Annotated in this window: 19 protein-coding genes; 6 read left to right on the top strand and 13 right to left on the bottom strand. The window is 63.5% G+C overall.

Annotated features, from left to right (window positions below; genetic code table 11):
• Window positions 1-18: 18 nt before the first annotated feature.
• Together hemW and lepA are read right to left on the bottom strand one after the other, a co-directional pair.
• The gene (hemW, locus tag ABHM97_RS06490) at window positions 19-1,248 is read right to left on the bottom strand and encodes a radical SAM family heme chaperone HemW (RefSeq protein WP_235520719.1); all 1,230 of its coding nucleotides are present in this window, start codon (window positions 1,246-1,248) and stop codon (window positions 19-21) included.
• Window positions 1,249-3,102 carry a translation elongation factor 4 gene (lepA, locus tag ABHM97_RS06485; RefSeq protein WP_235520720.1) on the bottom strand — a complete coding sequence of 618 codons (1,854 nt, stop codon included), beginning with the start codon at window positions 3,100-3,102 and terminating at the stop codon, window positions 1,249-1,251.
• A 159-nt stretch (window positions 3,103-3,261) separates the two neighbouring features.
• Here lepA and ABHM97_RS06480 point away from each other — a divergent pair, with 159 nt between their 5' ends.
• Complete coding sequence (locus tag ABHM97_RS06480) at window positions 3,262-3,789, top strand: type II toxin-antitoxin system PemK/MazF family toxin (RefSeq protein WP_235520721.1); 528 nt, start codon at window positions 3,262-3,264, stop codon at window positions 3,787-3,789.
• Window positions 3,790-3,957: 168 nt separating this feature from the next.
• Window positions 3,958-4,218: a 30S ribosomal protein S20 gene (gene rpsT, locus ABHM97_RS06475; protein WP_011774926.1), complete on the top strand. Its 261-nt coding sequence runs from the start codon at window positions 3,958-3,960 to the stop codon at window positions 4,216-4,218.
• Window positions 4,219-4,290: 72 nt separating this feature from the next.
• Here rpsT and holA read toward each other — a convergent pair whose 3' ends face one another.
• From holA to ABHM97_RS06430, 9 genes are all read right to left on the bottom strand, one after another.
• Window positions 4,291-5,307 (bottom strand): DNA polymerase III subunit delta, encoded by a 1,017-nt coding sequence (gene holA, locus ABHM97_RS06470; protein WP_349470022.1) that lies wholly within the window; start codon window positions 5,305-5,307, stop codon window positions 4,291-4,293.
• A 127-nt stretch (window positions 5,308-5,434) separates the two neighbouring features.
• A complete protein-coding gene (locus ABHM97_RS06465) occupies window positions 5,435-7,141 on the bottom strand; it encodes a sigma-70 family RNA polymerase sigma factor (protein ID WP_349470020.1) in 1,707 nt (568 codons plus the stop codon).
• Window positions 7,113-8,726: a ComEC/Rec2 family competence protein gene (locus ABHM97_RS06460; protein ID WP_349470019.1), complete on the bottom strand. Its 1,614-nt coding sequence runs from the start codon at window positions 8,724-8,726 to the stop codon at window positions 7,113-7,115. The genes ABHM97_RS06465 and ABHM97_RS06460 overlap by 29 nt, the downstream gene beginning before the upstream one ends.
• A 187-nt stretch (window positions 8,727-8,913) precedes the next feature.
• Entirely contained in the window at window positions 8,914-9,732 is an 819-nt protein-coding gene (locus ABHM97_RS06455) for a helix-hairpin-helix domain-containing protein (protein ID WP_349470017.1), read from the bottom strand.
• 69 nt (window positions 9,733-9,801) lie between these two features.
• Complete coding sequence (locus ABHM97_RS06450) at window positions 9,802-10,836, bottom strand: DegV family protein (protein WP_349470015.1); 1,035 nt, start codon at window positions 10,834-10,836, stop codon at window positions 9,802-9,804.
• Between the two features lie 8 nt (window positions 10,837-10,844).
• Window positions 10,845-13,373 carry a leucine--tRNA ligase gene (gene leuS, locus ABHM97_RS06445; protein WP_349470013.1) on the bottom strand — a complete coding sequence of 843 codons (2,529 nt, stop codon included), beginning with the start codon at window positions 13,371-13,373 and terminating at the stop codon, window positions 10,845-10,847.
• 290 nt (window positions 13,374-13,663) lie between these two features.
• Complete coding sequence (gene glpK / locus ABHM97_RS06440; RefSeq protein ID WP_284985747.1) at window positions 13,664-15,178, bottom strand: glycerol kinase GlpK; 1,515 nt, start codon at window positions 15,176-15,178, stop codon at window positions 13,664-13,666.
• A 76-nt stretch (window positions 15,179-15,254) separates the two neighbouring features.
• Window positions 15,255-16,007 carry an MIP/aquaporin family protein gene (locus tag ABHM97_RS06435; protein ID WP_235520729.1) on the bottom strand — a complete coding sequence of 251 codons (753 nt, stop codon included), beginning with the start codon at window positions 16,005-16,007 and terminating at the stop codon, window positions 15,255-15,257.
• A gap of 93 nt (window positions 16,008-16,100) precedes the next feature.
• Window positions 16,101-17,885, bottom strand: coding sequence for a glycerol-3-phosphate dehydrogenase/oxidase (locus ABHM97_RS06430; protein WP_349470012.1), 1,785 nt, complete (start codon window positions 17,883-17,885; stop codon window positions 16,101-16,103).
• Window positions 17,886-18,007: 122 nt separating this feature from the next.
• Between ABHM97_RS06430 and ABHM97_RS06425 the strand changes: the two genes are divergently transcribed.
• The 4 genes from ABHM97_RS06425 to ABHM97_RS06410 are packed head-to-tail and all read left to right on the top strand — an operon-like array spanning window position 18,008 to window position 21,934.
• A complete protein-coding gene (locus tag ABHM97_RS06425) occupies window positions 18,008-18,970 on the top strand; it encodes a sugar-binding transcriptional regulator (RefSeq protein WP_211712312.1) in 963 nt (320 codons plus the stop codon).
• A gap of 33 nt (window positions 18,971-19,003) precedes the next feature.
• The gene (locus ABHM97_RS06420) at window positions 19,004-19,900 is read left to right on the top strand and encodes an aldo/keto reductase (protein ID WP_349470010.1); all 897 of its coding nucleotides are present in this window, start codon (window positions 19,004-19,006) and stop codon (window positions 19,898-19,900) included.
• A gap of 10 nt (window positions 19,901-19,910) precedes the next feature.
• The gene (locus ABHM97_RS06415) at window positions 19,911-20,855 is read left to right on the top strand and encodes an alpha/beta fold hydrolase (protein ID WP_349470008.1); all 945 of its coding nucleotides are present in this window, start codon (window positions 19,911-19,913) and stop codon (window positions 20,853-20,855) included.
• Window positions 20,852-21,934 carry a glycosyltransferase family 4 protein gene (locus tag ABHM97_RS06410; RefSeq protein WP_349470007.1) on the top strand — a complete coding sequence of 361 codons (1,083 nt, stop codon included), beginning with the start codon at window positions 20,852-20,854 and terminating at the stop codon, window positions 21,932-21,934. Before ABHM97_RS06415 ends, ABHM97_RS06410 begins: the two co-directional genes overlap by 4 nt.
• Before the next feature lie 8 nt (window positions 21,935-21,942).
• Here ABHM97_RS06410 and ABHM97_RS06405 read toward each other — a convergent pair whose 3' ends face one another.
• Window positions 21,943-24,036, bottom strand: coding sequence for a primosomal protein N' (locus tag ABHM97_RS06405; protein ID WP_349470005.1), 2,094 nt, complete (start codon window positions 24,034-24,036; stop codon window positions 21,943-21,945).
• Between the two features lie 159 nt (window positions 24,037-24,195).
• Window positions 24,196-25,425 carry a methionine adenosyltransferase gene (gene metK / locus ABHM97_RS06400; protein ID WP_257368011.1) on the bottom strand — a complete coding sequence of 410 codons (1,230 nt, stop codon included), beginning with the start codon at window positions 25,423-25,425 and terminating at the stop codon, window positions 24,196-24,198.
• Window positions 25,426-25,434 lie beyond the last annotated feature (9 nt).

Raw genomic sequence — 25,434 nt, 5'->3', positions numbered from 1 at the left:
GCCAGACGGCCGTGAGGCTCAGTCCGGGAGGATCCTGCGGACCACTGCGTCTGCCAGCAGGCGACCCTTCAACGTGAGGACCAAGCGGCCCTTGAAGGCCTGGATTGGGTCAACCAGTCCGTCTGCGATCAACCCGGCCATTGCGTGCCGTCCCACGGCGTCCATGGCATCGACAGCCAGGCCTGTACCCAGACGGGCTTCGAGCATGATGCGCTCCACCTCGCGCGTGTCAGGGTCCAGCGTCTCCCTGCCTGCCGCCGGCGAGCTTCCCGCTCCCAGTCGTGAAGCATAAGCCGTTGGATGCTTGACGTTCCACCAGCGCACACCGCCTACATGAGAGTGCGCGCCGGGGCCCACGCCCCACCAGTCATCTCCACGCCAGTAAGCAAGGTTGTGGCGGCATGCCTGCTCCGGAGAGCGCGCCCAGTTGCTGACCTCGTACCAGGCCATCCCCGCCGCTGAGATGAGTTCATCGGCAAGTTCGTATTTCGCGGCGTGGTCGTCGTCGTCGATGCCGGGCACCTCGCCTCGACGGATTTGCGCAGCAAGCTTGGTGCCGTCTTCCACGATCAACGCGTAGGCGCTGATGTGGTCCGGTTCGTACGACAAGGCCGTTTCGAGGGAAACCCTCCAGTCCTCCATGGACTCCCCCGGGGTCCCATAAATGAGGTCCAGGCTGACGGCGAGTCCGGCGTCGCGGGCCCACTGCACCACCAACGGAACGCGGCTGGGTGTGTGCGTCCGGTCCAGCACTTTGAGGACATGCGGCACTGCGGACTGCATGCCGAAGGAGACCCTGGTGAATCCGGCGTCCGCGAGCAGCTTCAACGATTCGGGCGTGACGGAGTCAGGATTGGCCTCGGTGGTCACTTCCGCGCCGGGTTCCAGCCCCCACGTCCCAACCGCGGAACGCAGGATCCTTGCCAGGTCCTCGGCTGGAAGCAGGGTTGGGGTACCACCGCCGAAAAAGACGGTACTCAGGGGGCGCGCCGGAACCGACGAGGACTCGAGCGCCTTTGCGGCGAAGTCGAGCTCCGAGATGGCGGTACTGGCATATGCATCCTGCGAGGCACCACCGCCCAGTTCCGTCGCGGTGTAGGTATTGAAATCGCAATAGCCGCAACGCACGGCACAAAAAGGGATATGGACGTACAGCCCGAACTTGCGGTGCTCGACGCCCGCCAACACCTGCGGAGGCAGAACGCCATCCGCAGGTGCTGGATCGCCCAAAGGAAGGACGCTGGGCATTTACTTCTTGGCCTTGTCCTTGGACTCGTCGGTGGTCAGGGCGGCGATGAACGCCTCCTGGGGCACCTCCACGCGGCCCACCATCTTCATGCGCTTCTTGCCTTCCTTCTGCTTCTCGAGCAGTTTGCGCTTACGGGTGATGTCACCGCCGTAGCACTTGGCAAGAACGTCCTTGCGGATGGCCCTGATGCTTTCACGCGCAATGATGCGCGAACCAATGGCCGCCTGGATCGGCACTTCAAACTGCTGGCGCGGAATAAGTTCGCGGAGCTTGGCCGTCATCATCACGCCGTAGGCGTACGCCTTGTCACGGTGTGTGATGGCACTGAACGCATCTACTTGCTCACCCTGGAGCAGGATGTCGACCTTCACGAGGTCGGCGACTTGTTCGCCGTCGGCCTTCCAGTCCAGCGAAGCGTACCCACGGGTCTTGGACTTCAGGAGGTCGAAGAAGTCGAACACGATTTCAGCCAGCGGGATCCAGTAACGGAGCTCCACGCGGTCCTCGGACAGGTAGTCCATGCCCTTCATCTGCCCACGACGGCTCTGGCACAGTTCCATGATGGAGCCGACGAACTCGTTTGGCGCAAGGATGGTGGCCGAAACCATTGGTTCACGGACCTCGGAAATCTTTCCCGTGGGGTATTCGCTGGGGTTCGTCACGTGGACAACTTTCTTGTCCTCGAGCGTTACCTCGTATTCCACGTTGGGAGCGGTGGAAATGAGGTCCAGGTTGTACTCACGCTCAAGGCGCTCCCTGGTGATTTCCAGGTGCAGCAATCCGAGGAAGCCTACGCGGAATCCGAAGCCCAGCGCAGCCGACGTCTCGGGTTCGTAAACGAGCGCGGCATCGTTGAGCATCAACTTTTCGAGGGCATCGCGAAGCACCGGATAGTCGGTGCCGTCCAACGGATACAGGCCGGAGAAGACCATGGGTTTTGCGTCCGCGTAACCGCTCAAGGACTCCGATGCAGGTTTGGCCAGGTTGGTGACAGTATCGCCCACCTTGGACTGGCGAACGTCCTTCACACCGGTGATCAGGTACCCCACTTCACCCACGCCGAGACCCTTGGACGGTGTGGGTTCCGGGGAACTCACACCGATTTCCAGGAGCTCGTGAGTGGCCCGGGTGGACATCATCTGGATTCGCTCACGGGGGTGCAGCATGCCGTCAACCACCCGGACGTAGGTGACCACGCCACGGTAGGTGTCATACACGGAGTCGAAAATCATGGCACGGGCCGGAGCGTCCGGGTCACCCACGGGCGCGGGGAGGTCTCGGACAATTTTGTCCAGCAACGCCTCGACGCCCACGCCGGTCTTACCGGAAACCTTGAGGACGTCTTCGGGGTCGCCACCAATAAGGTTCGCCAGCTCCGCAGCATACTTCTCCGGCTGCGCTGCCGGAAGGTCGATCTTGTTCAGTACCGGGATGATGGTGAGGTTGTTTTCCATGGCCAAGTACAGGTTGGCCAAGGTCTGGGCCTCGATACCCTGCGCGGCGTCGACCAGGAGAACCGCGCCTTCACAGGCGGCCAAGGACCGGGAGACCTCGTAGGTGAAGTCCACGTGGCCGGGGGTGTCGATCATGTTCAGTGCATAGCTGGTGCCATCGAGCTCCCAAGGCATGCGAACAGCCTGGGACTTGATGGTGATGCCGCGCTCACGTTCGATGTCCATACGGTCCAGATACTGGGCCTTCATGTCGCGCTGTTGAACGACGCCGGTGTACTGCAGCATGCGGTCGGCCAGGGTGGACTTACCGTGGTCGATATGGGCAATGATGCAGAAGTTCCGGATGATGGCCGGATCTGTTGCGGCGGGCACCGGTGCGGTGCGGGCCATGGGAGACACGCAGGATCCTTACTGTCGATACTCACACGGCAATTCCGCGAACTGGGCATAGGCCAGCCGGAATGAGCCGCGCATCTGATCCTCCAGTCTCCCACGAACCAGCGGTTCACCGTACATTGCCGGCACAGACCGGTACCGGCCCGGTTGTAGCGTTGTCACATGGCTATCGACTTGCGCCCCCTGGGCAAACTCATCCTGCGATCGCTCAAGGCATGGGGAAGCGGCAACACCAAACCGGCCACCGGCCCCAGTGGAGCAAAAACGCAAACCCGGCCTGCCGGCGTCGGCGGCCCCTACCCCGGCGACTTTAGCGGGCCGCTCCGGCCCAAGTACTCCCCCAAGCCGGATGGGCAACCGGACCCGGGCGAGATCGTGTGGGGATGGGTGCCCTATGAAGAGGACTACAGCCGGGGGAAAGACCGTCCCGTGCTGCTCGTAGGTGCTGACGCCAAGTGGCTCCTGGGCCTGATGCTGACTTCCAAAGACCACGACCACGGCGCCCGCGCTGACGATTACGTCGACATCGGCGCCGGAGCCTGGGACCGGCAAGGGCGACCCAGTGAAGTCAAAGTGGACCGCGTAATCCGGCTCGACCCGGCGTCCATCCGCCGGGAGGGTGCGGTGCTGGACAAGGTCCTGTTCAACGAGGTCTCCCGGGCACTCCGCGCGCATCAGGACAGGCGGTGACTTCAAAGTCGCCGTCAGGGCGGACCGTCTGCTATTCTTTATAGCTGTGTGTTCGTGCAGGTCGACGGCCACACATGGTTGGCTGCCATAGGCATCCCCACGCCGCTCAGTCGATGGCCAACCTGAAAACCCTCTAGACCATTTCCGCATTAAAAAGAGAGTTCATACGTGGCTAATATCAAGTCCCAGAAGAAGCGCATCCTCACCAACGAGAAGGCTCGCCTGCGCAACAACGCAGTCAAGTCCGAGCTGAAGACTGCCATCCGCGCCGTCAACACCGCCGTTGAGTCTGCTGACAAGGATGCTGCTGGAACTGCACTTGTTGCTGCCAGCCGCAAGCTGGACAAGGCTGTCAGCAAGGGCGTTATTCACAAGAACAACGCTGCAAACCGCAAGTCGGCGATCTCCAAGAAGGTCAACGCACTCTAAGGTTTTTCCAGTTCGACTGAGCTGATCACAAGGCCGGCGCCCAATGGGTGCCGGCCTTTGGGTTTAACGCGGTCAGCGTCGGCTGGCCGATGTGGCAATAACCGTCACTGCGTGTTCCACCGCGTACACGGGATCGCGGGAAAGGCCCTTAACCTGGGCGTCCGCTTCCGCGATGACCTGAATGGACCGGATGAGACCCTCCGGCGTCCATCGTCGGACATCCCGTTGGGCCTGCTCCACGAGCCAAGGCTGCATGCCCAGGTTCCTGGCGATAGTGGCCGGGGAGCCGTTGGCTCCGGCCACTTTGGCCAGGGTACGCAACTTGGCCGCCAGTGCCGCCACCAAAGGAACCGGATCCACGCCTGTCGCCAGAGCGTGACGGAGCGTTGATAGTGCCACGGGACCATTACCGGCCATTGCGGCGTCCGCAACCTTGAATGCGGTGGCTTCAACTCTTCCGCCGTAGTACCGCTCCACAGTCGCCGCATCAACGGCGGTGGTGGCATCGGCGATCAACTGGCTGCAGGCTGCGGCCAGTTCAGACAGGTTGGCGCCCACAGCATTAACCAGTGCCATGACAGCCTCGCCTTCGATGCGCCGGCCCCCGGCCTTGAATTCGGAGACAACAAAGGCGGTCTTGTTGGCGTCCTTCTTGAGCGGCTGGCAATCTACCACTGGCCACCCAGCCGACTTAACGGCGTCGAGCAGTTTCTTACCGCGAACGCCACCGGCATGCCTGAGGACCAACACGACATCCTGGTCGGGGTTCTGCAGGTATCCCAGGCCATCGGCGAGGAAGGCGTCGTTCATGGCCTCCAAGCCCTCGATTTCAATGAGCTTTCCCTCGCCAAACAGTGACGGGGTAACGGTCATTGCCAACGAGCCGGCCTCATAGGAGCCTGCGTTGAGCCGGCTCAACTCCACCTCCGGAGTAGCCGTCCGCACGAGGGACCGGATGCGGTCCATGGCGCGGATGCCCAAGTACTCCTCGGGACCCGTAACCAATACCACGGCCGCAGGAGTGATCTCCCGCCAGCTGACGTTGTTGGCCGAGGCGGTTTTGGCCCGGTTATTTTGGGCAGCAGCCAATGGTGGTTCCTTCCGGACGTTTCCTTGCAGGATTCAAGTCTGCCATGCCCGGGCGGGAGCTTCGGACGGTTGCCCCCATGCTCACACCGTCCCGGGGCAGGCCGCACGGATTGCCCTCATACGTTCTTCAGAAGGTGTTCGAAAAGCTCGTGGTGCCGATCCCCGTACCACTGATCTGGTAGCTGAGGGTCGTGGTTTCCGTAGGTCCTTTCCTGGTGACCCCGAGGCCGAACCGGAGCGCCGCAGGGTCAACTGTGGTGCTGACGCAATGGAACTGCCGGGTCGCGGAGGGGGCGTTGGTGCACGTCCAACCGTCGGGAGCAACCAGCTTTCCTGGAATCATGTCGGAGCCTTCGGACACTGTGAAGACGGCTTCCGCTGTGCTGGGAGCGGCGCCGCCAAGGTCGAAGGTAATGGTCACATTGACATCCGACGCTGTTGTGCCTGCTTCGGTGCTGAAGGTCGCGCTCACCACGGGTTGCGGCTGCGGGGTGACAGAAACCGATGGAAGGGGCGTGCTGGACGGACCGGGTGTTGGCGCTGGCGTTGGAAGCAGCGGAGGCAGGGAACCAGGTGCTCCCGGAACGGCGGGTGGCAACGGAAGAATGGGAATACCCGGCGCGGCCGGGGAAGACGGTTGGACAGCCGGTGGCCGCTGCACGTCCGGGAGCAGTGGAAGCACCTTGGAACTGCCGGCCTTTGTACTGGCCGCAGAGGGCTTCCCTGGAAGAACCGGAACCCCTTCCTGATCCTTTTTTCCGGGATCAGCTATGTCCTCGACGACGGCGGGGATCGTTTCCGGCGTGGCTGTGGGCTTGGCCGGGTTTGCAGTCACACCTGGCAGGGGGCTCGTCGCACCGGCAGGTCCTTCCAACGATGGCGAACCTGTGACTCCCAGCGCTACGGCCGCACCCAAAACCACCGCAGAGCCCGTGAGCACACCCGCGCCGATTTTCCATGTCAAAGACCATTGCCTGGGCGCAGCGTGGGAACCCTGCCCCACCGCCGTCGCTCCAGAACCTGAAAGAGCCGTTACCGCGGAGGTGAACCCAACACCGGTCATCAGGGGGAAGAGGACGGCGCGCATTGCTGATTGGACGTCGTTAAGGTCCAGCAACAACGCTGTGCATCGAGCACACTCGTCCAAATGTGCCTGCATCTTGTCCTGGGATCGCCGACGCAGTCCATTGCGGGCATACACACCGAGCTGCGACGAATACTCCTCGCAGTCCTGTCCCACGGAAGAATTGACATGCTGCTGGAGGTAGACCTGACGTAGCCGTTCCCTGGCCCTCAATGCCAGGGAAGAGACCCCGTTGGGGCTCAGCCCCAGCATTACCGAGGCGGCTGCCGGCTTCATTCCCTCTATATCCACATACCAAAGAACCGCCTGCCATCGCTCAGGAAGCGCCTTGAACGCCCGGGCGACCGCTGCGGACTCGAACTCCGCCATGACGGGGTCCTGCTGCAGCTGCATGGAATCGAGCACGTATGACTCGTCCGTCGGCCGGGTGCGGGACGCTGCCTGGTTGGCCTTGAACGAGATACGTTTGACGGCGGTCAGCAGATACGCCCGGAAGAACGTATCCGGCCCCTTTCCTGAGGTCAGGGACTGAAAAACGGAGGCGAAGGCGTCGGATACAACATCATCCACATCTGCCCGGTTATCGGCCTGGTTCGCTGCGACATATGTGGCGATGCCTCGGTGCCGCTCGTACAGCACATCAAATGCAGCCGTGTCACCGGAGCGCACCCGCGCCACCAAGTCGGCATCGCTGTCAGCCAGACCGACTCCGGCACGTCCCTCACTGTCCGCTGGAACTGTTCCCTCCATACCGGCCCCGAGTTCGGACGCGGATCATCCAGTGGACCAACCTGGTCATCGCTGACCAAAGCTTTATGGGGCCACGCTGCTGCAGCCCCGTCGCAGTCGCCGCATCCATGCGCTGCGCTCCACGGGGCCAGCTTACGATCAGACGGTGAATTAATACACAACGCCCTGATGAACGTCCGGACGTAGGAGGCTTGGCCTCACTCCCCCTGCGGGAAGCCATTGCTTCCAGCAGCGTCACGACTTCGCTGTGGAGGGCCATGACAAAAGCCTGCAGAGTCGTCGGATGAAGCATCATCCATGCCGACAGGACCGTTACTACCGAGAAAACAGCCATGGCGACCACACCCGCCGGACCTTCTGCCCAAGGCAACGCCGCGCCCGGCAACCCAGCAAAAAACCTGGCCAAGGCCGCTACCGCCCCCGCACAATACCCAGCGATGGCCAGCGGGGCCACCGCCACCCAGGGAACAAAGGCCGCGAGTGGCACCGCAATGGTCCCCAGAATTGTCACGGGAGCCACCAGCGGGCCGGCCGCCACGTTCGCGACGAGCGCGTACGGGGTGAACTGAGGCTGCAGCGCAGCAATGACGGGGCCGCACAGTAACTGCGCCGCTAACGGCACTGCAACAGCCGTTGCCAGCCATCGGGGCACCTGTGGTGGAAACCATGAGCTTATGCGGCTGGCCAGTAAAACAATGCCCAAGGTGGCAAGCACAGACAGGAGAAAGCCGACCTTGCCGGCAAGCGAGGGGTCAACGAACAAGAGTACGGAACTGGCAATGCAGAGAAAGGTCAATGCCCGTCCCCTCAACCCACCAACCAAGGCTGTCACCCCAACGCACCCCATGACCGCGGCGCGCAGCACGCTGGGGTCCGGTCCCACCAACACCACAAACGCGAAGAGCCCAAGGCAACCACCTGCCGCAGAAAGGGGCCTGGACAGTCGAAAGTACCTCGCCAACAGAACGAACCCGCCCAACACCAGGCTGCAGTTGGCTCCGGACACGGCTGTCAGGTGCGTCATGCCGGTAGTTTTCATGTCGACACCAAGACTCTCCGGCAGCGCGCTCGTGTCGCCAGTGACCATTCCAGGTAACAACCCCGCCGCGTCCGGGGGTAGCCATGCGGTAGCTTCCACGAAGTGTTTCCGCAGGTCACCCGCGACACCGCGCACGTCGAAATCCGCCCCTACGGCGACAGGGGCAGACGCCGCCGAGAGCAAGCCCGCTTCCGGTTGACCTGTTCGCGCTTCCTTGAGGGAGCCGGTTGTCCTGACCCGGTCTCCCGCACGTACGTTCTGCCAGCGATCGTCACCCACCACCATCACATCGGCCTCACCCCGCACCCTGGCGCCGGAGTACGTGGCATCGATGAGGCGGGCATCGACGGTCCACCGGTCCCTCGAGGACTGTCCCGGGGCAGGGATCTTGCTGGGGCTGCCCGTGATGACCAAGTGTGCGACGACGCCGTCCCCTGACTCGACTGCCGGCGCGAGCGGACCGTGTTCCTGCTTGGCTGCACTCACAGCGCAGTGGACCGCGACAGCAGCCCCCACGACGCAGGCAAGCGCAAAGGTAGCTGCCATGGTCCGTTGGGACCGGCGCCTGTGGTGCCGCCCTCCAAGGAGCAACCCTCCCCCGGCCACAAGAAGCCCCGACGCCAGGACTGCACAGCCCGCCGCACCCAATATCCCACCACAAAGCGCCGCGGCCCATGAAACCAGCACTGTGGGCACAAGCCTCAGATCCAGGCGGCGAGGAGAAGTTTCCGCCTCAGCCACTGTCCACCGCCACGAGGTCCTTCAATGACTCCATCAGTTTGGGCCCGATCCCATCAATTGCGTCGAGTTCATCCACGGAGGCGAAAGCACCGTGCTCCTTCCGCCAATCGACGATGCGTTGGGCCATCACCGGCCCCACTCGTGGCAATGTTCCGAGTTCTTCCACGGAGGCGGTATTGATGTTGATCCTGGCAGCGCCTCCCGCAGTGGCACCCGCAGCTGTGCTTGCAGCCCCGGAACCGCCAGTACCCACAGCTGGTCCCCCCTGAGGTGGCTCCCCGAGGGCGGGTACATGGACCTTGGTGCCGTCCCTGAGGACTTCCGCGAGGTTCAGGCCGCCGAGGTTCGCGTTCGGCGAGGCGCCACCTGCCGCTTCGATGGCTTGAAAGACGCGGCTGCCTTCGGGCAGTGACACTACGCCTGGCGCTTTCACGGCACCTGCTACATGGACCAGCACAGTCCCGGATGCATCACCGTCAGGGCCTGTCGCGGCAGTGGGTACCGTACTGCTGCCCGATTCACTGGACGGACTGAGGGGAACAAATGTCGGGGCCGCTGCCGGGGACATCCACCATTGAAGCGCGATGAAGCCAACAACCAGCACGGCCAGAAGAGCCGCAACCCGCCAGGGTGTCCGCCATCGGAGGCGGGCCGGGGCCACTGGTTCAGGATCTGCTGCGTCTTGGTTCCCCGCGTCTGGAAGCTCCAACAACGGAGGCGCCGTAGGGCCGGTAGCCACGCGGTCCACGAAACGCTGCCGGACGGCCTTCGCTGCGGCATCCGGCGACGGGTCCTGGCTCCACCGTGGCATGGAACGAGCCTATGGCCAGCACTCCGGGCCGGAACCCGGGGAAGTTTCTTATGTGGAAAAAACGGGTCCTCAACCCGCGGGTGTACTGCTTTCCCCAACGATGACAGCCAGCACGCCCAGGCCCGCGTGGGCAGCCAGGACAGCCGGCAGCGCACTGATTTGCGGTGCCGGGCACTCCGGGCATTTCTGGTTCAACCGTGCGGCCAAGGCTTCGGCCTCTATTTGATTGCCGAAGTGGTGCACGGCCAGGCGCTGCTGGCCCGCCGGCCGGGAGGCAACATCGGCGGCTACGATTTCCTCGAGGCGGCCTATGGCGCGGACAGCGGAACGCACCTTTTCGAGCGGAACGATCTTGCCGCCGTCGACCGCCAGAATCGGCTTGATGGCCAGCACGGTTCCAAGCAGCGACGCTGCCGCCCCAATGCGTCCGCCACGCCGCAGCTGCTCCAAGCTGGGGACATAGAAGTAAACCTTGGTCCGCTCCATGCGCCGCTCCGCGAAACCGCGCACTTCAGCTGCCTCGCGACCGTCGGCCGCAGCCACCACGGCGCTCTGGACACCCATGCCTTGCGCCATGCCAACCGTGCGCGAGTCCACCACTTCCACCGGAATGCTGACCCGGGCCGCAGCCAGCCGGGCTGCATCGGCAGTGCCAGACAGCTCTGAGGAGATGTGGATGGACACCACGGCCTCGAAACCCCGGCGCTGGGCAAGGAGGTAGGCCTGTTCAAATTGTCCGGGCGATGGCCTCGAGGTTTTGACCGATGCCCCTGACGCCAAAGCCAGCGATAACGTTTGGGTGATGTCGTCTTCGCCCTCACCGTAGATCTCGTTCCCCACCATAACGGGCATGGGAACGACCGCCAGGCGCCCGTCGGCGGTGAAGGCGGATACCCATTCCGGTGGCAGGGCCGCCGCTGAATCCGTGACGACAGCAGTCTTAACGACAGCGGTCAGCGGCTCGCCGGGAGCAGGAACCGGAGCTGTGGGTTGCCGGAGGCGCGCCACTCTTTCCTTGAGCCATATCCAAGCGGGTGGTTCTCGCTCAGGCACGCGACCTCCAAAGATGATGGCCGGCCGCCGGCAGAATGCCGGCGGCCGCACAATCCCTGCTAGGCGGGGACGATGTTCACCAGTTTAGGGGCCCGTACGATCACGGTGCGGATACCGCGGCCGTCCAGGGCACGCTGGACGTTCTCCGAAGCCAGCGCAAGTTCCCGGAGGGCGTCTTCGGTGATGTCCGGAGAAACGTCCAAGCGGTCGCGTACCTTGCCCTGTACCTGGACCACAGCCGTCACGGTGTCCTGAACCAGCAGCGCGTCGTCGTGCTTCGGCCAGCCTGCATTGGCAACTGATGCCGGGTGGCCCAGCGTGTTCCAGAGGTCCTCGGCTGTGTACGGAGCGAAGAGGCTCAGGATGACCGCAACGGCCTCCACTGCTTCGCGTACAGCCGGATCGGCAGCGCCGGCACCGGAGTCAATGGTCTTGCGGGTGGCGTTGACCAGCTCCATGAGGCGGGCCACGACCACGTTGAACTTGTTGTTGTCCAACAGTTCGGCGGCATCGGCGATGGTTTTGTGCGTCACCGTACGCAGGGCGCGGTCACCGCCGGCCGGGTCAACGCCGGGCTCGCTGCTGACATCCTGGCCGAGCCGCCAGGCACGCGCCAGGAACTTGGCAGAGCCCGACGGCGACACGTCCGCCCAGTCGACGTCGTCTTCCGGTGGGGAGGCGAAGACCATGGTGAGGCGGACGGCGTCGACGCCGAACTTATCCAGCTGTTCGCCCAGGTCCACGCCGTTGCCGAGCGACTTGCTCATGGCCTTGCCGCCGTTGAGCACCTGGCCCTGGTTGAGCAGCGCGGAGAATGGCTCGTTGGCTTCGATCAGCCCAATGTCTTTGATGACCTTGGTGAAGAAACGCGCGTAGAGCAGGTGCAGGATGGCGTGTTCGACGCCGCCTACGTACTGGCCTACCGGCATCCAATCGTTGATCTTGTCGGGATCGAACGGTCCCTCGGTGTAGTCGGGCGAGACGAACCGCAGGAAGTACCAGGACGAGTCGACGAAGGTATCCATGGTGTCGGTGTCACGCTGCGCGGCACGGCCGCAGTTGGGGCAATCGACGTTGACCCACTCGACGGCGGCGGCCAGCGGCGACGTGCCCTTGGGCGACAGTGCCTCACCGCGCAGGTTGTCGGGCAGCCTTACCGGCAGCTGATCATCTGGAACGGGAACTTCGCCGCATTCCCCGCAGTGGATGATGGGGATGGGCGTGCCCCAGAAGCGTTGGCGGCTCAGCAGCCAGTCACGCAGGCGGAAGTTCACGAACTTCTCGCCGGTTCCCAGCTTCTCCAGGATGCTGATCGCTGCCGGGATGGCTTCAGACTTTGACAGGCCATCGAGCTCGCCGGAGTTCTTCAGGGTGCCCTCGCCGGCAGTTGCAACTCCGGTCTCCGAGGGGTCCTCGTCACCGGTGTCGAGCACGGCCCGGACAGGCAGGCCGAAGGCCTTCGCGAAGTCGAGGTCGCGCTGGTCGTGCGCAGGGACGGCCATGATGGCGCCGGTGCCGTAGTCCGCCAGGACGTAGTCGGCAGCCCATACGGGCAGCTTCTCGCCGTTGAGTGGGTTGATGGCGTAACGGCCGGTGAAGACGCCGGTCTTCTCCCGTTCCGTGGACTGGCGCTCGATTTCCGACAGCGCCTTGACCTTCTCGCGGTAGGCCATGAGTTCGTCGTGCTGTTCCGGCGTCACCAGGTCCAGTGCCAGGTGCGCGTCAGCGGCAACGACGAAGAACGTCGCACCGTAGAGGGTGTCCGGACGAGTGGTGAAAACGGTGACTTCACGTTCGGCGCGGTCTGCAGTGGCCTCGATGACGAACCGGACGTGCGCGCCTTCTGAACGGCCGATCCAGTTGCGCTGCATGGCCAGGACACGCTCGGGCCAATGTCCCTGCAATTGGTCCATGTCCTGCAGCAGGCGGTCTGCGTAATCGGTGATCTTGAAGTACCACTGGTTCAGGGACTTCTTGGTGACCGGCGTGCCGCAGCGTTCGCAGGCACCGTTGACGACCTGTTCGTTGGCCAGGACGGTGAGGTCCTTCGGGCACCAGTTGACGGGCGAGTCCTTGCGGTAGGCCAGGCCACGCTCATAGAACCGCTTGAACAGCCACTGCGTCCAGCGGTAGTACTCGGGATCGGAGGTGTGGAGGCGGCGCGACCAGTCGGCCGAGATGGCATAACGCTTGAAGGACGCAGCCTGCGTGTCGATGTTCGCGTAGGTCCACTCGCTGGGGTGCGCGTTGCGCTTGATGGCAGCGTTTTCGGCGGGCAGGCCAAAGGAATCCCACCCGATGGGGTGCAGGACGTCGAAGCCCTTCTGGCGCAGGTAACGTGCTACGACGTCACCCATGGCGAATGCTTCGGCGTGGCCCATGTGTAGGTCGCCGGACGGGTAGGGGAACATATCCAGCACGTAGCGGCGTTCCCGCGAGCCGTCGTCGACAGGCGTGAAGACCTTGAGGTCTTCCCAGACCTGCGGCCATTTGGCTTCCATCGCAGCGAAGCTGTAGACGCCTTCTTCAGGCACCTCGGCTGCGGCTGTCTGTGCTGTTCCGGTCTCTGTCTCCGGCTGAACGCTCACTGCTGCCCTCTTCTGTTCTCGATGGCGGTTTTGCCTCCTGCTGCGGTCCCGGATAGCCCCGGACACACAAAAGCCCCTCAACAATGGAGGGGCGGCCGCACGGCTGGTAAAGCCGGGCGGCTAGCTAAGCAGAAGGATCTCACGCATACCAATACCTTACCCCACCAAACCCATGGGCTGGGTGTAAGGGGGCCGGACGCCAAAAGAGGTTCCGGGGACTCCCCGCCATGGTGTGGTGGGCACCGCGAAGCGGGCGGGCGGGAGTCCCCGGAACCTCTGTCAGGAGAAGGCTACTTAACGTCCTCGTCGACCCAATCCATGGACTTGGTCACTGCCTTCTTCCAGAGCCGCAACTGGCGCTCCTGCTCTTCGGCGGGCAGCTGCGGCTCCCACCGCTTGTCTTCGCCCCAGTTTGCACTGAGCTCGCCGAGGTCGTTCCAGAAACCGACTGCGAGGCCTGCCGCGTACGCGGCACCGAGGGCCGTGGTTTCCACGACCTTCGGACGGACTACCGGGACGCCGAGGATGTCTGCCTGGAACTGCATGAGGGCATCGTTGGCGACCATGCCGCCGTCGACCTTCAACTCCGTGAGCGGCACGCCCGAGTCGGCGTTGACGGCGTCGAGCACTTCGCGGGTCTGGAAGGCTGTGGCTTCCAGGGCTGCGCGGGCGATGTGGCCCTTGTTGGCGAAACGCGTCAGGCCTACGATCGCACCGCGGGCGTCTGCCCGCCAGTAGGGTGCAAAAAGGCCGGAGAACGCGGGGACGATGTATACGCCACCGTTGTCTTCCACTGCAGCGGCGAGTTCCTCGACCTCCGGGGCTGAACTGATCATGCCCAGGTTGTCGCGGAGCCACTGGATCAAGGAACCCGTGACGGCGATGGAGCCTTCCAGTGCGTAGTGCGGCTTGTTGTCGCCCAGCTTGTAGCCGAGGGTGGTGAGCAGGCCGTTCTTGGAGTGGACGATTTCCTCGCCGGTGTTGAAGATCAGGAAGCAACCGGTGCCGTAGGTGTTTTTCGCTTCGCCGGCTTGGAAGGCCGCCTGGCCGAAGGTTGCCGCCTGCTGGTCGCCGAGGATGCCCGCAACCGGGGTTTCGCGCAGCAGCTGCGAGGTGTGGACGTGCCCATAGACCTCGGAGGAGGACTTAATGGTGGGCATCATGGATGCCGGCACACCGAAGATGTCCAGGATTTCCTGGTCCCACTGCAGTGTTTCGAGGTCCATGAACATGGTGCGTGAAGCGTTGGTGACGTCGGTGACGTGAACACCACCGTCGACGCCTCCGGTGAGGTTCCACAGAACCCACGCGTCGGTGTTGCCGAAGAGGAGGTCTCCCGCTTCGGCACGTTCACGGGCACCGTCGACGTTGTCCAGGATCCATTTGATCTTGGTGCCGGAGAAGTAGGTGGCCAATGGCAGGCCGACCTTCTGCTTGAAGCGCTCCGGTCCCCCGTCCTTGCCGAGTTCGTCGACGATGGACTGGGTACGCGTGTCCTGCCAGACGATGGCGTTGTAGACCGGCTCGCCGGTGTTCTTGTCCCAGACCACTGCGGTTTCGCGCTGGTTGGTAATGCCGACGGCGGCGATATCGTGCCGTGTCAGGTTCGCCTTGGACAGCGCGGAGCCGATGACCTCGCGGGTGTTGTTCCAGATCTCGGCGGCGTTGTGCTCCACCCAGCCGGCCTGCGGGAAGATCTGCTCGTGCTCCATCTGGCCGGTGGACACGATGTTTCCCGAGTGGTCGAACACGATGGCCCGGGAGCTGGTGGTGCCCTGGTCAATGGCGATGACGTATTGGTTCATGGTGACGTCCTTGTCTGTTGTTGGTTACTCAGTGGCGTTGTGAGGGTGTGCGGAGTGTGCGTCGATCGAAAGCGTTTTAGCCGGCAATGGCGGGCATGATGTCCGGGACCCAGAGGGCCACGAGTCCGGCAAGTGCGCCACCGACCAGCGGTCCGACGACGGGAATCCAGGAGTAGGCCCAGTCGCTCGAGCCCTTGCCCCTGATGGGCAGGACGGCGTGTGCGATGCGGGGGCCAAGGTCACGTGCAGGGTTGATGGCGTAACCGGTGGGACCACCCAGGGATACACCGATACCAACAACAAGCAGTGCTACGGCCAGCGGGCCGAGGCCGGAAGGTGTGCCGCCGAAGGTCAGGATGACGAAGACCAGGACGAACGTGCCAATGATTTCGGTGATGAGGTTCCACGGGGTGGAGCGGATGGCCGGGCCGGTGGAGAAGGTTCCCAGCTTGTTCGCTGCCAGGGGCTCATCATCGAAGTGCTGCTTGTAAGCGAGCCAGCAGACAACGGCACCCAGGAAGGCGCCCAGCAGTTCGCCACCGAAGTACGTCAGGGTCGACCCGAAGGTCACTGCCACATCCGGGGCGTACTCTTTGCTGCCTTTGACCAGCAGGCCCAGGGTGACGGCCGGGTTCAGGTGCGCACCGGACTTTGCGGCCACGAAAACGCCCGCGAAGACCGCAATACCCCAGCCCCACGTCACCATTAAGAATCCACCGTTGTTGCCCTTGGTGCCTTTGAGCGCAACGTTTGCCACGACACCGCAACCCAGCAGGGTCAGCATCATGGTTCCGAATACTTCGGAAAGGAAAACAATTCCAAGAGACATCTTTGACTCCTCATTTTTCTGTTGTCAGCCTCCTCGCGGGTGAGGGGGCTGTGTGGGGCGGTTCCGGTTTCCGGAACCGCCCCGATGGTGGTTTCAGGCCACCAAGCTGTGCACGTCAACCTTGTGGAACCGCTGCAGGACTTCCTGGGCGTGGCGGATTTCCGCTTCACGGGCGGCGGCGTCCCAACCAAGTGGCTCAGCAAGCGCAGCAGCGATCTCGTTAAGCAGCTCCCCAGTTACCAGGCCGCGGAACGCAAGGGATGTCCGGCGGATCAGGACGTCCACCAGGTGCCCGATCTGCTCGTGCTCTGCCATGAAAGCCAACTCGCGGACACTCAGTTCGCGGGTGGACCGCAACGGTGCGTCGTGTCCGGCATTCAGGTAATCGATGACGGCGTCGGCCCGTGTTCCGTAACGGGTCAGCAGGACAGCGACCCGGTCAGCGTCCAGGCCCGGCCCCATGTGCTTCTTGATCCATTCCTGTTCACCCTGCTCGGTGGCGGGGAAGCCGGCACCGCCACCGATGGCGAGTTTCGCCGTCGAGACTTTGCGTTCCATGCCCAGTTCGCGAAGGACGTCATTGGTCATGTGCTCTGCGAGGGCGCGGAATGTGGTCCACTTTCCGCCGACCAGGCTAAGTACGACGGCGGCCTTACCGCCTGGCGTTGTCACAGCGTCGCTGCCCGTGCGGACGCTGCGTTCGATCCTGTAGTCGCGGGAGACGAAGCCGGGCTGCGTGGCGTCGTGGCGGGGCAGCGGACGGACGCCGGCGAAGCTGTACACGATCTGTTCGCGTTCGACCTTGATGGTGGGGAACACGTGGCCGACGAGGTCGAAGAAGTAGTCGATTTCTTCTTCGGTGCACACGGCGTCTTCTGACATGTCCGCATCCACGTCCGTGGTTCCGACCAGCACACGGTCTCCCATGGGGTAGATCAGGACGATGCGGCCATCGGTGTGTTCAAAGAAGATCTCCCTGCCATTGCAGGCGGCGAGCAGTTCGGGGTGGTCCAGGACAATGTGGGATCCCTTGGTGCCGCCCATGAATTTGCTGACGGCACCCATGGCCTGGTTGGTGAGGTCCACCCATGCGCCCGTGGTGTTGACGATGACGTCGGCCTGGAAGTCGAACTCCTTGCCGGTCAGTTCGTCGCGGAGCCGCACTCCGTCCGTGCCCATGGAAACGAGCGAGACGTAGTTGCTGGCGCGGGCGCTTCCGCCGGGGAGTCCGCCTCCACGGCCTGCCTTTTCGCCATCCTGGAGGACGTCCAGGGTCAGGCGTTCGGGGTTGTGCACGGATGCGTCGAAGTATGTTGCAGCGTATTTGATGCCGGAGTGCAGCTTCGGAAGTTCGGCGAGGGCCTTGGTGCGGCCCCGGAACTGGTGCCGCGGAACACTTCCACCGTCGCGGGAGAAGAAGTCGTACATGCTCAGGCCCACCTTGATGAGGAACGCACCACGTTCCTTCGGCTTGCCCTGCTTGTGGGTCAGGAAGCGCATGGGGGCGGAGAGGATTCCGGAGAAGGTGCTGAAGATCGGGATGGTTGTCTGCAGCGGTTTGACGTAGTGCGGCGCGATCCGCAGGAGCCGGTTTCGCTCCACGACCGATTCCTGGACAAGGCGGAACTCGCCGTTTTCGAGGTAACGGATGCCACCGTGGATCATGTGGGACGAGGCACCGCTGGCACCCTGGCAGTAGTCGCCACGTTCAACAAGTGCCACATCGACGCCCTGCAGGGCGAGGTCACGGAACGTACCCACGCCGTTGATGCCACCGCCGATGATGAGTACCTTCGCCGAGGGCCGCTCCTGCAGTGCGACGACGGAGTCGCGCTGCTGTGCGTGCTGTGAGGTACCGGAAATCCTGTTGTGTCCCAAAACTGCTCCCTTGGGCTTGGTTCGTGCGCCGCGCCACTCGCTGCTGCACCGTTCACCACTAATCTTGCGAAGGTGGAAAATGGAGTCAAGCTATTTGCACAAACGTGCAGTAAGGAAATGAGATGGCACGATCACGTCACTCGGATGCGCTCCGGGCTGCACAGATGTATTACCTGCAGGACCTGACCATGGATGCGATTGCCCGCGAGCTGCGGACCTCACGATCCACGGTGTCACGACTGCTCTCCTCTGCGCGGGAAACGGGCCTCGTGCAGGTACAGATCCGCAGCCCGTTCGACACGGGCCCGGAGCTGGAAAGCCAGATCAGGAACCAATACGGAGTGGACGTTCACGTCGTGCCGGTGCTGGACACCCTCAATGAAGCCGAGACGTTGGACCGTGTAGCCATGCAGGCAGCGCGAACCATCGGCCCCCTGGTGGATTCGAACGCCATCATCGGGGTGGCCTGGGGTGCGACCCTCAGTGCAGTCAGCCGCCACCTGACCCGCAAGGTGACCCACGACAGCATCGTGGTCCAACTTAATGGGGCCGGAAACATGCAAACCACGGGCATCACGTACGCCAGCGACATCATGCGTCGCTTCGGCAGCGCCTACGGAGCACGGGTGGAGCAGTTCCCGGTGCCCGCCTTCTTTGATCACGCCTCCACCAAGACAGCTATGTGGAATGAACGCAGCGTTCAACGCATCCTCGATTTGCAGGCACGGATGAGCATTGCGATCTTCGGCGTCGGCTCTGTCGATTCCGATTACCCCAGCCACGTCTACGCCGGCGGATACCTCGATGAACACGACCTCAGCATGCTGGCTGCCGATGACGTTGTGGGTGACGTCGCTACAGTGTTTTTCCGGAGCGACGGTTCCTCCGACGGCATCACCTTGAACGAACGTTCCACGGGGCCGGGCCACGAGCAGCTGCGTCAGGTCAGGCGCCGGATTTGCGTCGTGTCCGGCGCCTCCAAGATCAACGGGCTCCAGGGTGCCCTGGCGGCAGGACTGGCCACCGACCTGATCCTGGACGAAGCCTCCGCCCGGCGCCTGGTGAGTTTCAACGGCCATGCCTGAAGAAATTGCTTCCGGATGGGTAGAGTCGTTGCTATGAGATCCTCCTCCAAGCTGACATCGGGCCGGCTGGCACTTAACAACGGCGTACAGATGGAACGCCTGGGATTCGGACTCTATAAGGTCCCGCCCCATGACGCTGACACCTTGGTTGCCACGGCACTCGGGGAAGGGTACAGGCGCTTCGACACTGCCGCGATGTACGGCAACGAGGTAGGCGTTGGCCGCGGAATCGGGGCAGCCATCGGCGATGCCGCTGCAGCCCGCAGTGCCACTGGCGGTTCCGGAGAAGCCATACATGGCCTCTCCCGCGAAGACCTGTTCGTAACAACGAAGGTCTGGAACGATGACCAAGGCTACGACTCGACACTCCGGGCTTTCGACACCTCCATCTCCAATCTGGGGCTGGACTATGTGGACCTCTACCTGATCCATTGGCCCTGTGCCGGCCGGGGGTTGTTTACCGAGACCTACAAAGCGATGGAAACCCTGTACCGCGAAGGCAAAGTCAGGGCCATTGGCGTATCCAACTTCCAACCCGGACACCTTGAAGATCTTATGGACAAGGCAGAGGTTGTTCCGGCGGTCAACCAGATCGAGCTGCACCCGTGGCTGCAGCAGACCAGGCTCAGGACCCTGCATGAACAACTGGGGATCGCCACGGAGGCCTGGAGCCCACTGGGTCGCGGGCAGGTCCTGGCCGACCCCGCCATTGTTTCCCTGGCGGAAAAATATCACCGGACCCCGGCACAGATCATTCTCCGCTGGCACCTCCAGCTGGGAAACCTGGTCATCCCGAAGGCAAGTTCTCCCGGCCGGATCAAGGAGAACATTGCCGTCTTCGACTTTGAACTGGACACCGCCGACATTGAACGCATGGCAGAACTCGAGCGGCACCACCGGACGGGTTCGCACCCGGACAACGTGAACTAGGACTATCCGTATGGAAAAAGTGGACACCTCGCAATCGCCTGACGGTGCCCAGGCCCCCGACAAGTTCTTCAGCGCGTCCTTGCCCGGGCGGACACACGCCTCGGATGTCGATGTGGACGGCAGCAATATCGCGTATTGGACCTATGAGCCCGTGTCCGTCACCGCTGCAACCCGCACCATCCTGGTCATCCACGGTTTCCGGGGCGACCACCACGGGTTGCTTCGCGTCGCCGACCAGCTCCCCGAAATGCGCATCATCATGCCGGACCTTCCGGCCTTCGGCAGCTCGGAACCCTTCGTTGGCGACGAGCACAGCGTGGAACGCTACGGCCGGTTCATCTCCAGCTTCATGGCAGCGATCGGCCTCGGCCCCAAGACAGTACTGCTGGGGCACTCCTTCGGTTCCATCGTGGCCAGCCACTTCGCAGCAGCGCACCCGGGATCCATCTATCCCCTGATTCTGGTCAACCCCATTGCCGCGCCGGCACTCGAAGGCCCCAAAGGCATCATGACCAAACTGGCTGTGTTGTACTACCAACTCTCGGCAAGGCTCCCCCGCCCCCTGGGGCTGGCCGTACTCCGCAACCGGGCGATCGTACGCATTATGAGCATCACCATGGCCAAAACCAAGGACAAGAACCTGCGCCGGTTCATCCACGCACAGCATGATGCCTATTTCAGTGCCTTCGCCGACCGGAACAGCCTGCTCGAATCCTTCAAGGCCTCGGTCTCAGGCAACGTAGCAGAGGTCGCCGAACGGCTGGCCCTCCCGGTTCTCCTCATCGCCGGCGAAAAAGATGAGATCGCCGCCCTTCCCAACCAGCACAAACTGATGAAGCGCCTGCCCGACGGAACCCTGGAAGTGATTCCCGGCGTCGGGCACCTCATCCATTACGAGACGCCGGCCCCGGCCGCAGCAGCCATCCGCACCTTCCTGGAGGAACATCCCGCGTGAAAATCGTCATCGACGCCCGCTTTACCCGAACGGACCACCACGATGGCATCAGCCGCTACGGTTCCAGCCTCATAGCAGCTACATCCAAGATCGCGGATGTGACCATGCTGATCAGCGACAAGCGCCAGCTCGCCCTGCTGCCGGATGTTCCCTACGTGCTGATCAACAGCCCCCTCTCCCCACTGGAGCTGTTTGTTGCCCGCAAAGTCAACCCGCTGGGCGCAGACGTCGTAGTCTGCCCCATGCAAACCATGGGTACCTTGGGGCGGCGGTATGGCTTGGTCCTGACATTGCATGACCTCATCTACTACGAGCACCCCACGCCCCCCGGTTTCCTCCCGGCTCCCGTCCGCTTGCTGTGGCGGCTCTACCACAAGGCATTTTGGCCGCAGCGTTTCCTCCTGAACCGTGCCGATGTTGTGGCCACCATCAGCCAGACGACCCGCGCCCTCATGGCCAAGTACGCACTGACGCAACGGCCGGTGCGCATCGTGGGCAACGCCCCCCAGCCCGGCCAGACACCCCGCGATCCTGCTGCGCGCGCTGACAAGACGCTGCTGTACATGGGGTCGTTCATGCCGTACAAGAACGTGGAAACGATGATCCGGGGCATGGCCGGGCTGCCGGACTTCACCCTCCACCTGCTCAGCCGGATCACTCCGGAACGCAAAGCGGAACTGGAAGCGATGGTTCCGCAAGGAGCCAAGGTAGAGTTCCACAACGGCGTCACGGACGCCCAATACGACGAACTCCTTGTCCGGGCCACCGCGCTTATCAGCCTTTCCCGTGCAGAGGGCTATGGCTTGCCGCTGGTGGAGGCGATGGCGCTGGGAACACCCGTGATCGCAAGCGACATCCCGATTTTCCGTGAAGTAGGCGGCGATGCCGTGAGCTACGTGAACCCGGATTCTGCATCTGAATTCGCAGCCGCCGTCACGGCCTTGGCTGAGGATTCCCTCTGGCAGGAGCGCTCCGTGCGGTCAGTGGAGCGTGCGGCAGAATTCAACTGGGACGAGTCGGCACGGCAACTCCTTGCAGCAGCCGAGGAAGTAATGGCCCTGCGGAAACGCAGAGGCTGACGCGTCGGCTAGAGTACGTCCACGCCGTCCAGACGGACTTGCACAGGCCCGGACGTGCGCTTGGCGGCGCTGGCGGCCTTCACGGCGCGCATGGCACGGGTGGCCGCGGCTGCGTCCGCGTAGGGAATGAAGTAAAGCGTCCTGACATCGGCATCATCCGCTGGTGACTGCGCGGTTCCTGTGGGCGACTGAAGGGGCGCCGGCCCGGCGCTGCGTAGCCTGCTGCCCGACGGCAGCGCCGCACTCGCCTCGAAAGCTTGTGAGAAGTGTCCGACGTCGGCCCTCCCGCCGGTGATGGAGGCGACCCGTACCGCCGGGGGCAACTGCAGTTCCTTCCGTAGTGCCAGCTCGCGCGAGGCGTATCCCGGGCCGTCCCAACGCAGCAACGCACCGGTTGCGGCGGTATCGTCCGCCGTGATCACCACGAGTCCGCCCTGGCTTGCGGGCTTGACGAGCGCAGCAGCGTTGAACCAGCGCCTGACAGTGTCCTCGCCTGCCCGGAGGTTCTCGCGCCGGAGCAACGAGTTTCCGTCCAGCAGCAAGGCCGCAGCGTAGCCGTGGGCAGCCACCGGCTCAGCCCCGACAGTTGCCACTACCAAGGCGGGAGCATCAGGCACCGTCGCTTTGATGTGCTCACCCGAGGAAGTCACCACCGCCTTGCCCGGGAAGGCCCGCCCGAGTTCCTCCGCCGTCCGCATCACACCCACAGCGCCACGCCGGAGCCGGGTTCCGCTGCAATGGCTACAGCGCCACTGAGGTGCCGGCGTCGAGCACCAGCGGCACGCAGGAATGGCCGATCCGCTGGATACCGCCAACGGCCCTTGGCAGGCGTTGCAGCGGGCAAGTTCACGGCACGTCTCGCACACCAACGACGGTGCATAGCCGGCCCTGGCAACCTGTACCAGGACCGGACCCCGTTCCAGGCCTTCCTTGGTTGCGCGCCACGCGGCCCCGGGCAGGCGGGCAATGCGTGCCAGGGGATCCCGTTCCTGCTCAAAACTGTCCGCCGTGTTGAGCACCCGGGGAACCGTCGAACGGACCACGGATCGTGGTGCCTCAATGGGTACCGCCCACTGCATCTCGACGAGGCGTTGGAGTTCAGTACTGCGGCTGTGCGATGCCAGGAGGCAGGCGGCAGCCTCCTGTTCGGCACGCAGCAGCAGGACCTCCCGGGTATGTGCGTAGGGTGTCCGTTGTTCGATGTGCAGGTCATCGCCGTCGTCCCAGCACACCACAAGGCCCAGATTCTGCACAGGGGCGTATGCGGCTGAACGCGTGCCTATTGCCACTCCCGCCGAACCAGTCAGCAGCCGAAGGAAGTTCCGGTAGCGGGGCGTCTGGCCGTCGTCCGCGGTGAGCCGGGCGACGTCCGACTGAGGCAAGACATTCTCCAGCGCCGCTTCAACCCGTTCCAGGTCCCGGTAGTCGGGTACGACCACCACGGCGCCCCGGCCCGAGGAGCGGACAGCCGCGACCGCGGAAGCGACAAGCGCCGGCCATCCGTTGGGACCGAATCCCTGCAAGGCGGTCAGGACAGCCTTGGGTGTACCGCCACTGGCCAAGTGCTGCACGTACGCTGCACCGTTGGTGTATCCCTTCCAGCCATCGGCCGGGCCGGAAGCCAGCTCAGGGGTACCGGCAGCAACCAGCTCGCCGGCGAGCAATTCTTTCTCCACCTTGGCGACCCTGGGCGGGACAGCAGTCCGGAGGACGTCGCTGAGCGTACCTGCATACCGGGAAGCGACATTGCCGGCCAGCTCCGCGATGGCAGGAGTCAGGACGGCCACCGGGGAGACGACTTTGTGGAGGGTGGCCAGCGAATGGGAACCCTCCGAATCCGCGCGGCGTTCTACGATGTAGCCGTTCAGCTCCTGGCCATTGAACTTGACCTTGACGCGAACGCCGGGAACAGCCACGTCAGCGAGTTCCGCGGGCACGATGTAGTCGAATGGCCTGTCCAAATGTGGCAACGAAGATTCAAGCACTACCCGCGCCACGGGGTTCTCCGCGGCGAGGGGTGGCCCGTTGACAGCTGCCCGCTCTGGAAAACCTTGCAGCAGTGAAGGCTGCAGCAACGACGGCTGGGCTTCGAATCCTGCCACGCACTTCACCTCCACCTCACCATTGGACATCCAGGAATATCGTCAACGCAGAATGCCCGCAGCGGGATTGACCCGCTGCGGGCATCTCTCTGGCTTCAGCAAACCATGGGGCACCGACAAAGTTGTAACCGGTGGCCCAGGCCGCGCAAAGCAAAAGGATCAGGCGTTGAAGTATTCCTTCAGGTCATCAACCCGGTCCAGGCGCTCCCACGTGAAGTCGGCGTCGTCGCGGCCGAAGTGGCCGTGCGCCGCCGTCTTGGCGTAAATGGGGCGCTTCAGGTCAAGGGCGTCAATGATGGCCCGGGGACGCAGGTCGAAGAGTTCCGTGATGGCCTCGCTGATACGGGCCGGATCAACGGTTTCCGTGCCAAAGGTTTCCACGTACGTTCCAACGGGTCGGGCCTGGCCGATGGCGTAGGCGATCTGGATCTCGGCACGCTTGGCCAGTCCGGCGGCGACAACGTTCTTGGCGACCCACCGCATGGCGTACGCAGCCGAACGGTCCACCTTCGACGGATCCTTGCCGGAGAACGCTCCACCGCCGTGCCGGGAGAATCCGCCGTACGTGTCAACGATGATTTTGCGGCCGGTAAGGCCGGCGTCTCCCACCGGGCCGCCGATCACGAAGGCACCGGCGGGGTTCAGGATGTTGGCAGTGTGCGCGATATCCAGGTTGGACGCGGACAACACGGGGTCGATCACGTAGCTGGCGAGATCCGCACGGAGCTGCTCCAGGCTCGCTTCCTCGGCATGCTGGCTGGAGATGACCACTGTTTCCACAGAAACGGGCCGGTCGCCGTCGTAACCTACCGTGACCTGGGTCTTGCCGTCGGGGCGGAGGTACGCGAGCTCGCCGTTCTTGCGGACTTCGGTGAGGCGTTCCGAGAGGCGGTGGGCCAGCCAGATGGGAGTAGGCATGTATGAGGCGGTCTCATCGCTGGCGTAGCCAAACATGATGCCTTGGTCGCCGGCGCCCTGGAGGTCGTAATCGTCTTCCTGGCGGCCTTCGCGGGCCTCAAGGGAGTTGAAGACGCCACCGGCGATGTCGTTGGACTGTTGGCCGATGGAGACGGAAACACCGCAGCGGGCGCCATCGAAGCCGTTGGCGGAGGAGTCGTATCCGATACCGAGAATGGTTTCGCGGACAATCTGCGGGATCTCGACGTAAGCGTCAGTGGTGACCTCACCGGCCACGTGGACCAGGCCAGTGGTGGCCATGGTCTCCACGGCAACGCGGGATTCAGGATCCGCGGCCAGCAACGCGTCAAGAATGGAGTCGCTGATCTGGTCGCAGATCTTGTCCGGGTGCCCTTCGGTGACCGACTCTGAGGTGAAGAGCCGGAGCTTGGACGGGGTGCCATGGTGTTCATGGTGCAGCGGTAAAGTCACTCGTCCACC

The organism is Paenarthrobacter sp. CAP02 (assembly GCF_040137855.1).
Taxonomy (GTDB): domain Bacteria; phylum Actinomycetota; class Actinomycetes; order Actinomycetales; family Micrococcaceae; genus Arthrobacter.
This window is presented reverse-complemented; position numbering and strand designations above follow the sequence as displayed.

What these genes read in the sequence shown, in the direction of transcription:
- hemW (WP_235520719.1), bottom strand. Translation starts at nt 1,248, where the DNA reads ATGCCCAGCGTCCTTCCTTTGGGCGATCCAGCACCTGCGGATGGCGTT.
- ABHM97_RS06480 (WP_235520721.1), top strand. Translation starts at nt 3,262, where the DNA reads ATGGCTATCGACTTGCGCCCCCTGGGCAAACTCATCCTGCGATCGCTC.
- ABHM97_RS06465 (WP_349470020.1), bottom strand. Translation starts at nt 7,141, where the DNA reads ATGGAGGGAACAGTTCCAGCGGACAGTGAGGGACGTGCCGGAGTCGGT.
- ABHM97_RS06460 (WP_349470019.1), bottom strand. Translation starts at nt 8,726, where the DNA reads ATGGCAGCTACCTTTGCGCTTGCCTGCGTCGTGGGGGCTGCTGTCGCG.
- ABHM97_RS06455 (WP_349470017.1), bottom strand. Translation starts at nt 9,732, where the DNA reads ATGCCACGGTGGAGCCAGGACCCGTCGCCGGATGCCGCAGCGAAGGCC.
- glpK (WP_284985747.1), bottom strand. Translation starts at nt 15,178, where the DNA reads ATGAACCAATACGTCATCGCCATTGACCAGGGCACCACCAGCTCCCGG.
- ABHM97_RS06435 (WP_235520729.1), bottom strand. Translation starts at nt 16,007, where the DNA reads ATGTCTCTTGGAATTGTTTTCCTTTCCGAAGTATTCGGAACCATGATG.
- ABHM97_RS06425 (WP_211712312.1), top strand. Translation starts at nt 18,008, where the DNA reads ATGGCACGATCACGTCACTCGGATGCGCTCCGGGCTGCACAGATGTAT.
- ABHM97_RS06420 (WP_349470010.1), top strand. Translation starts at nt 19,004, where the DNA reads ATGAGATCCTCCTCCAAGCTGACATCGGGCCGGCTGGCACTTAACAAC.
- ABHM97_RS06415 (WP_349470008.1), top strand. Translation starts at nt 19,911, where the DNA reads ATGGAAAAAGTGGACACCTCGCAATCGCCTGACGGTGCCCAGGCCCCC.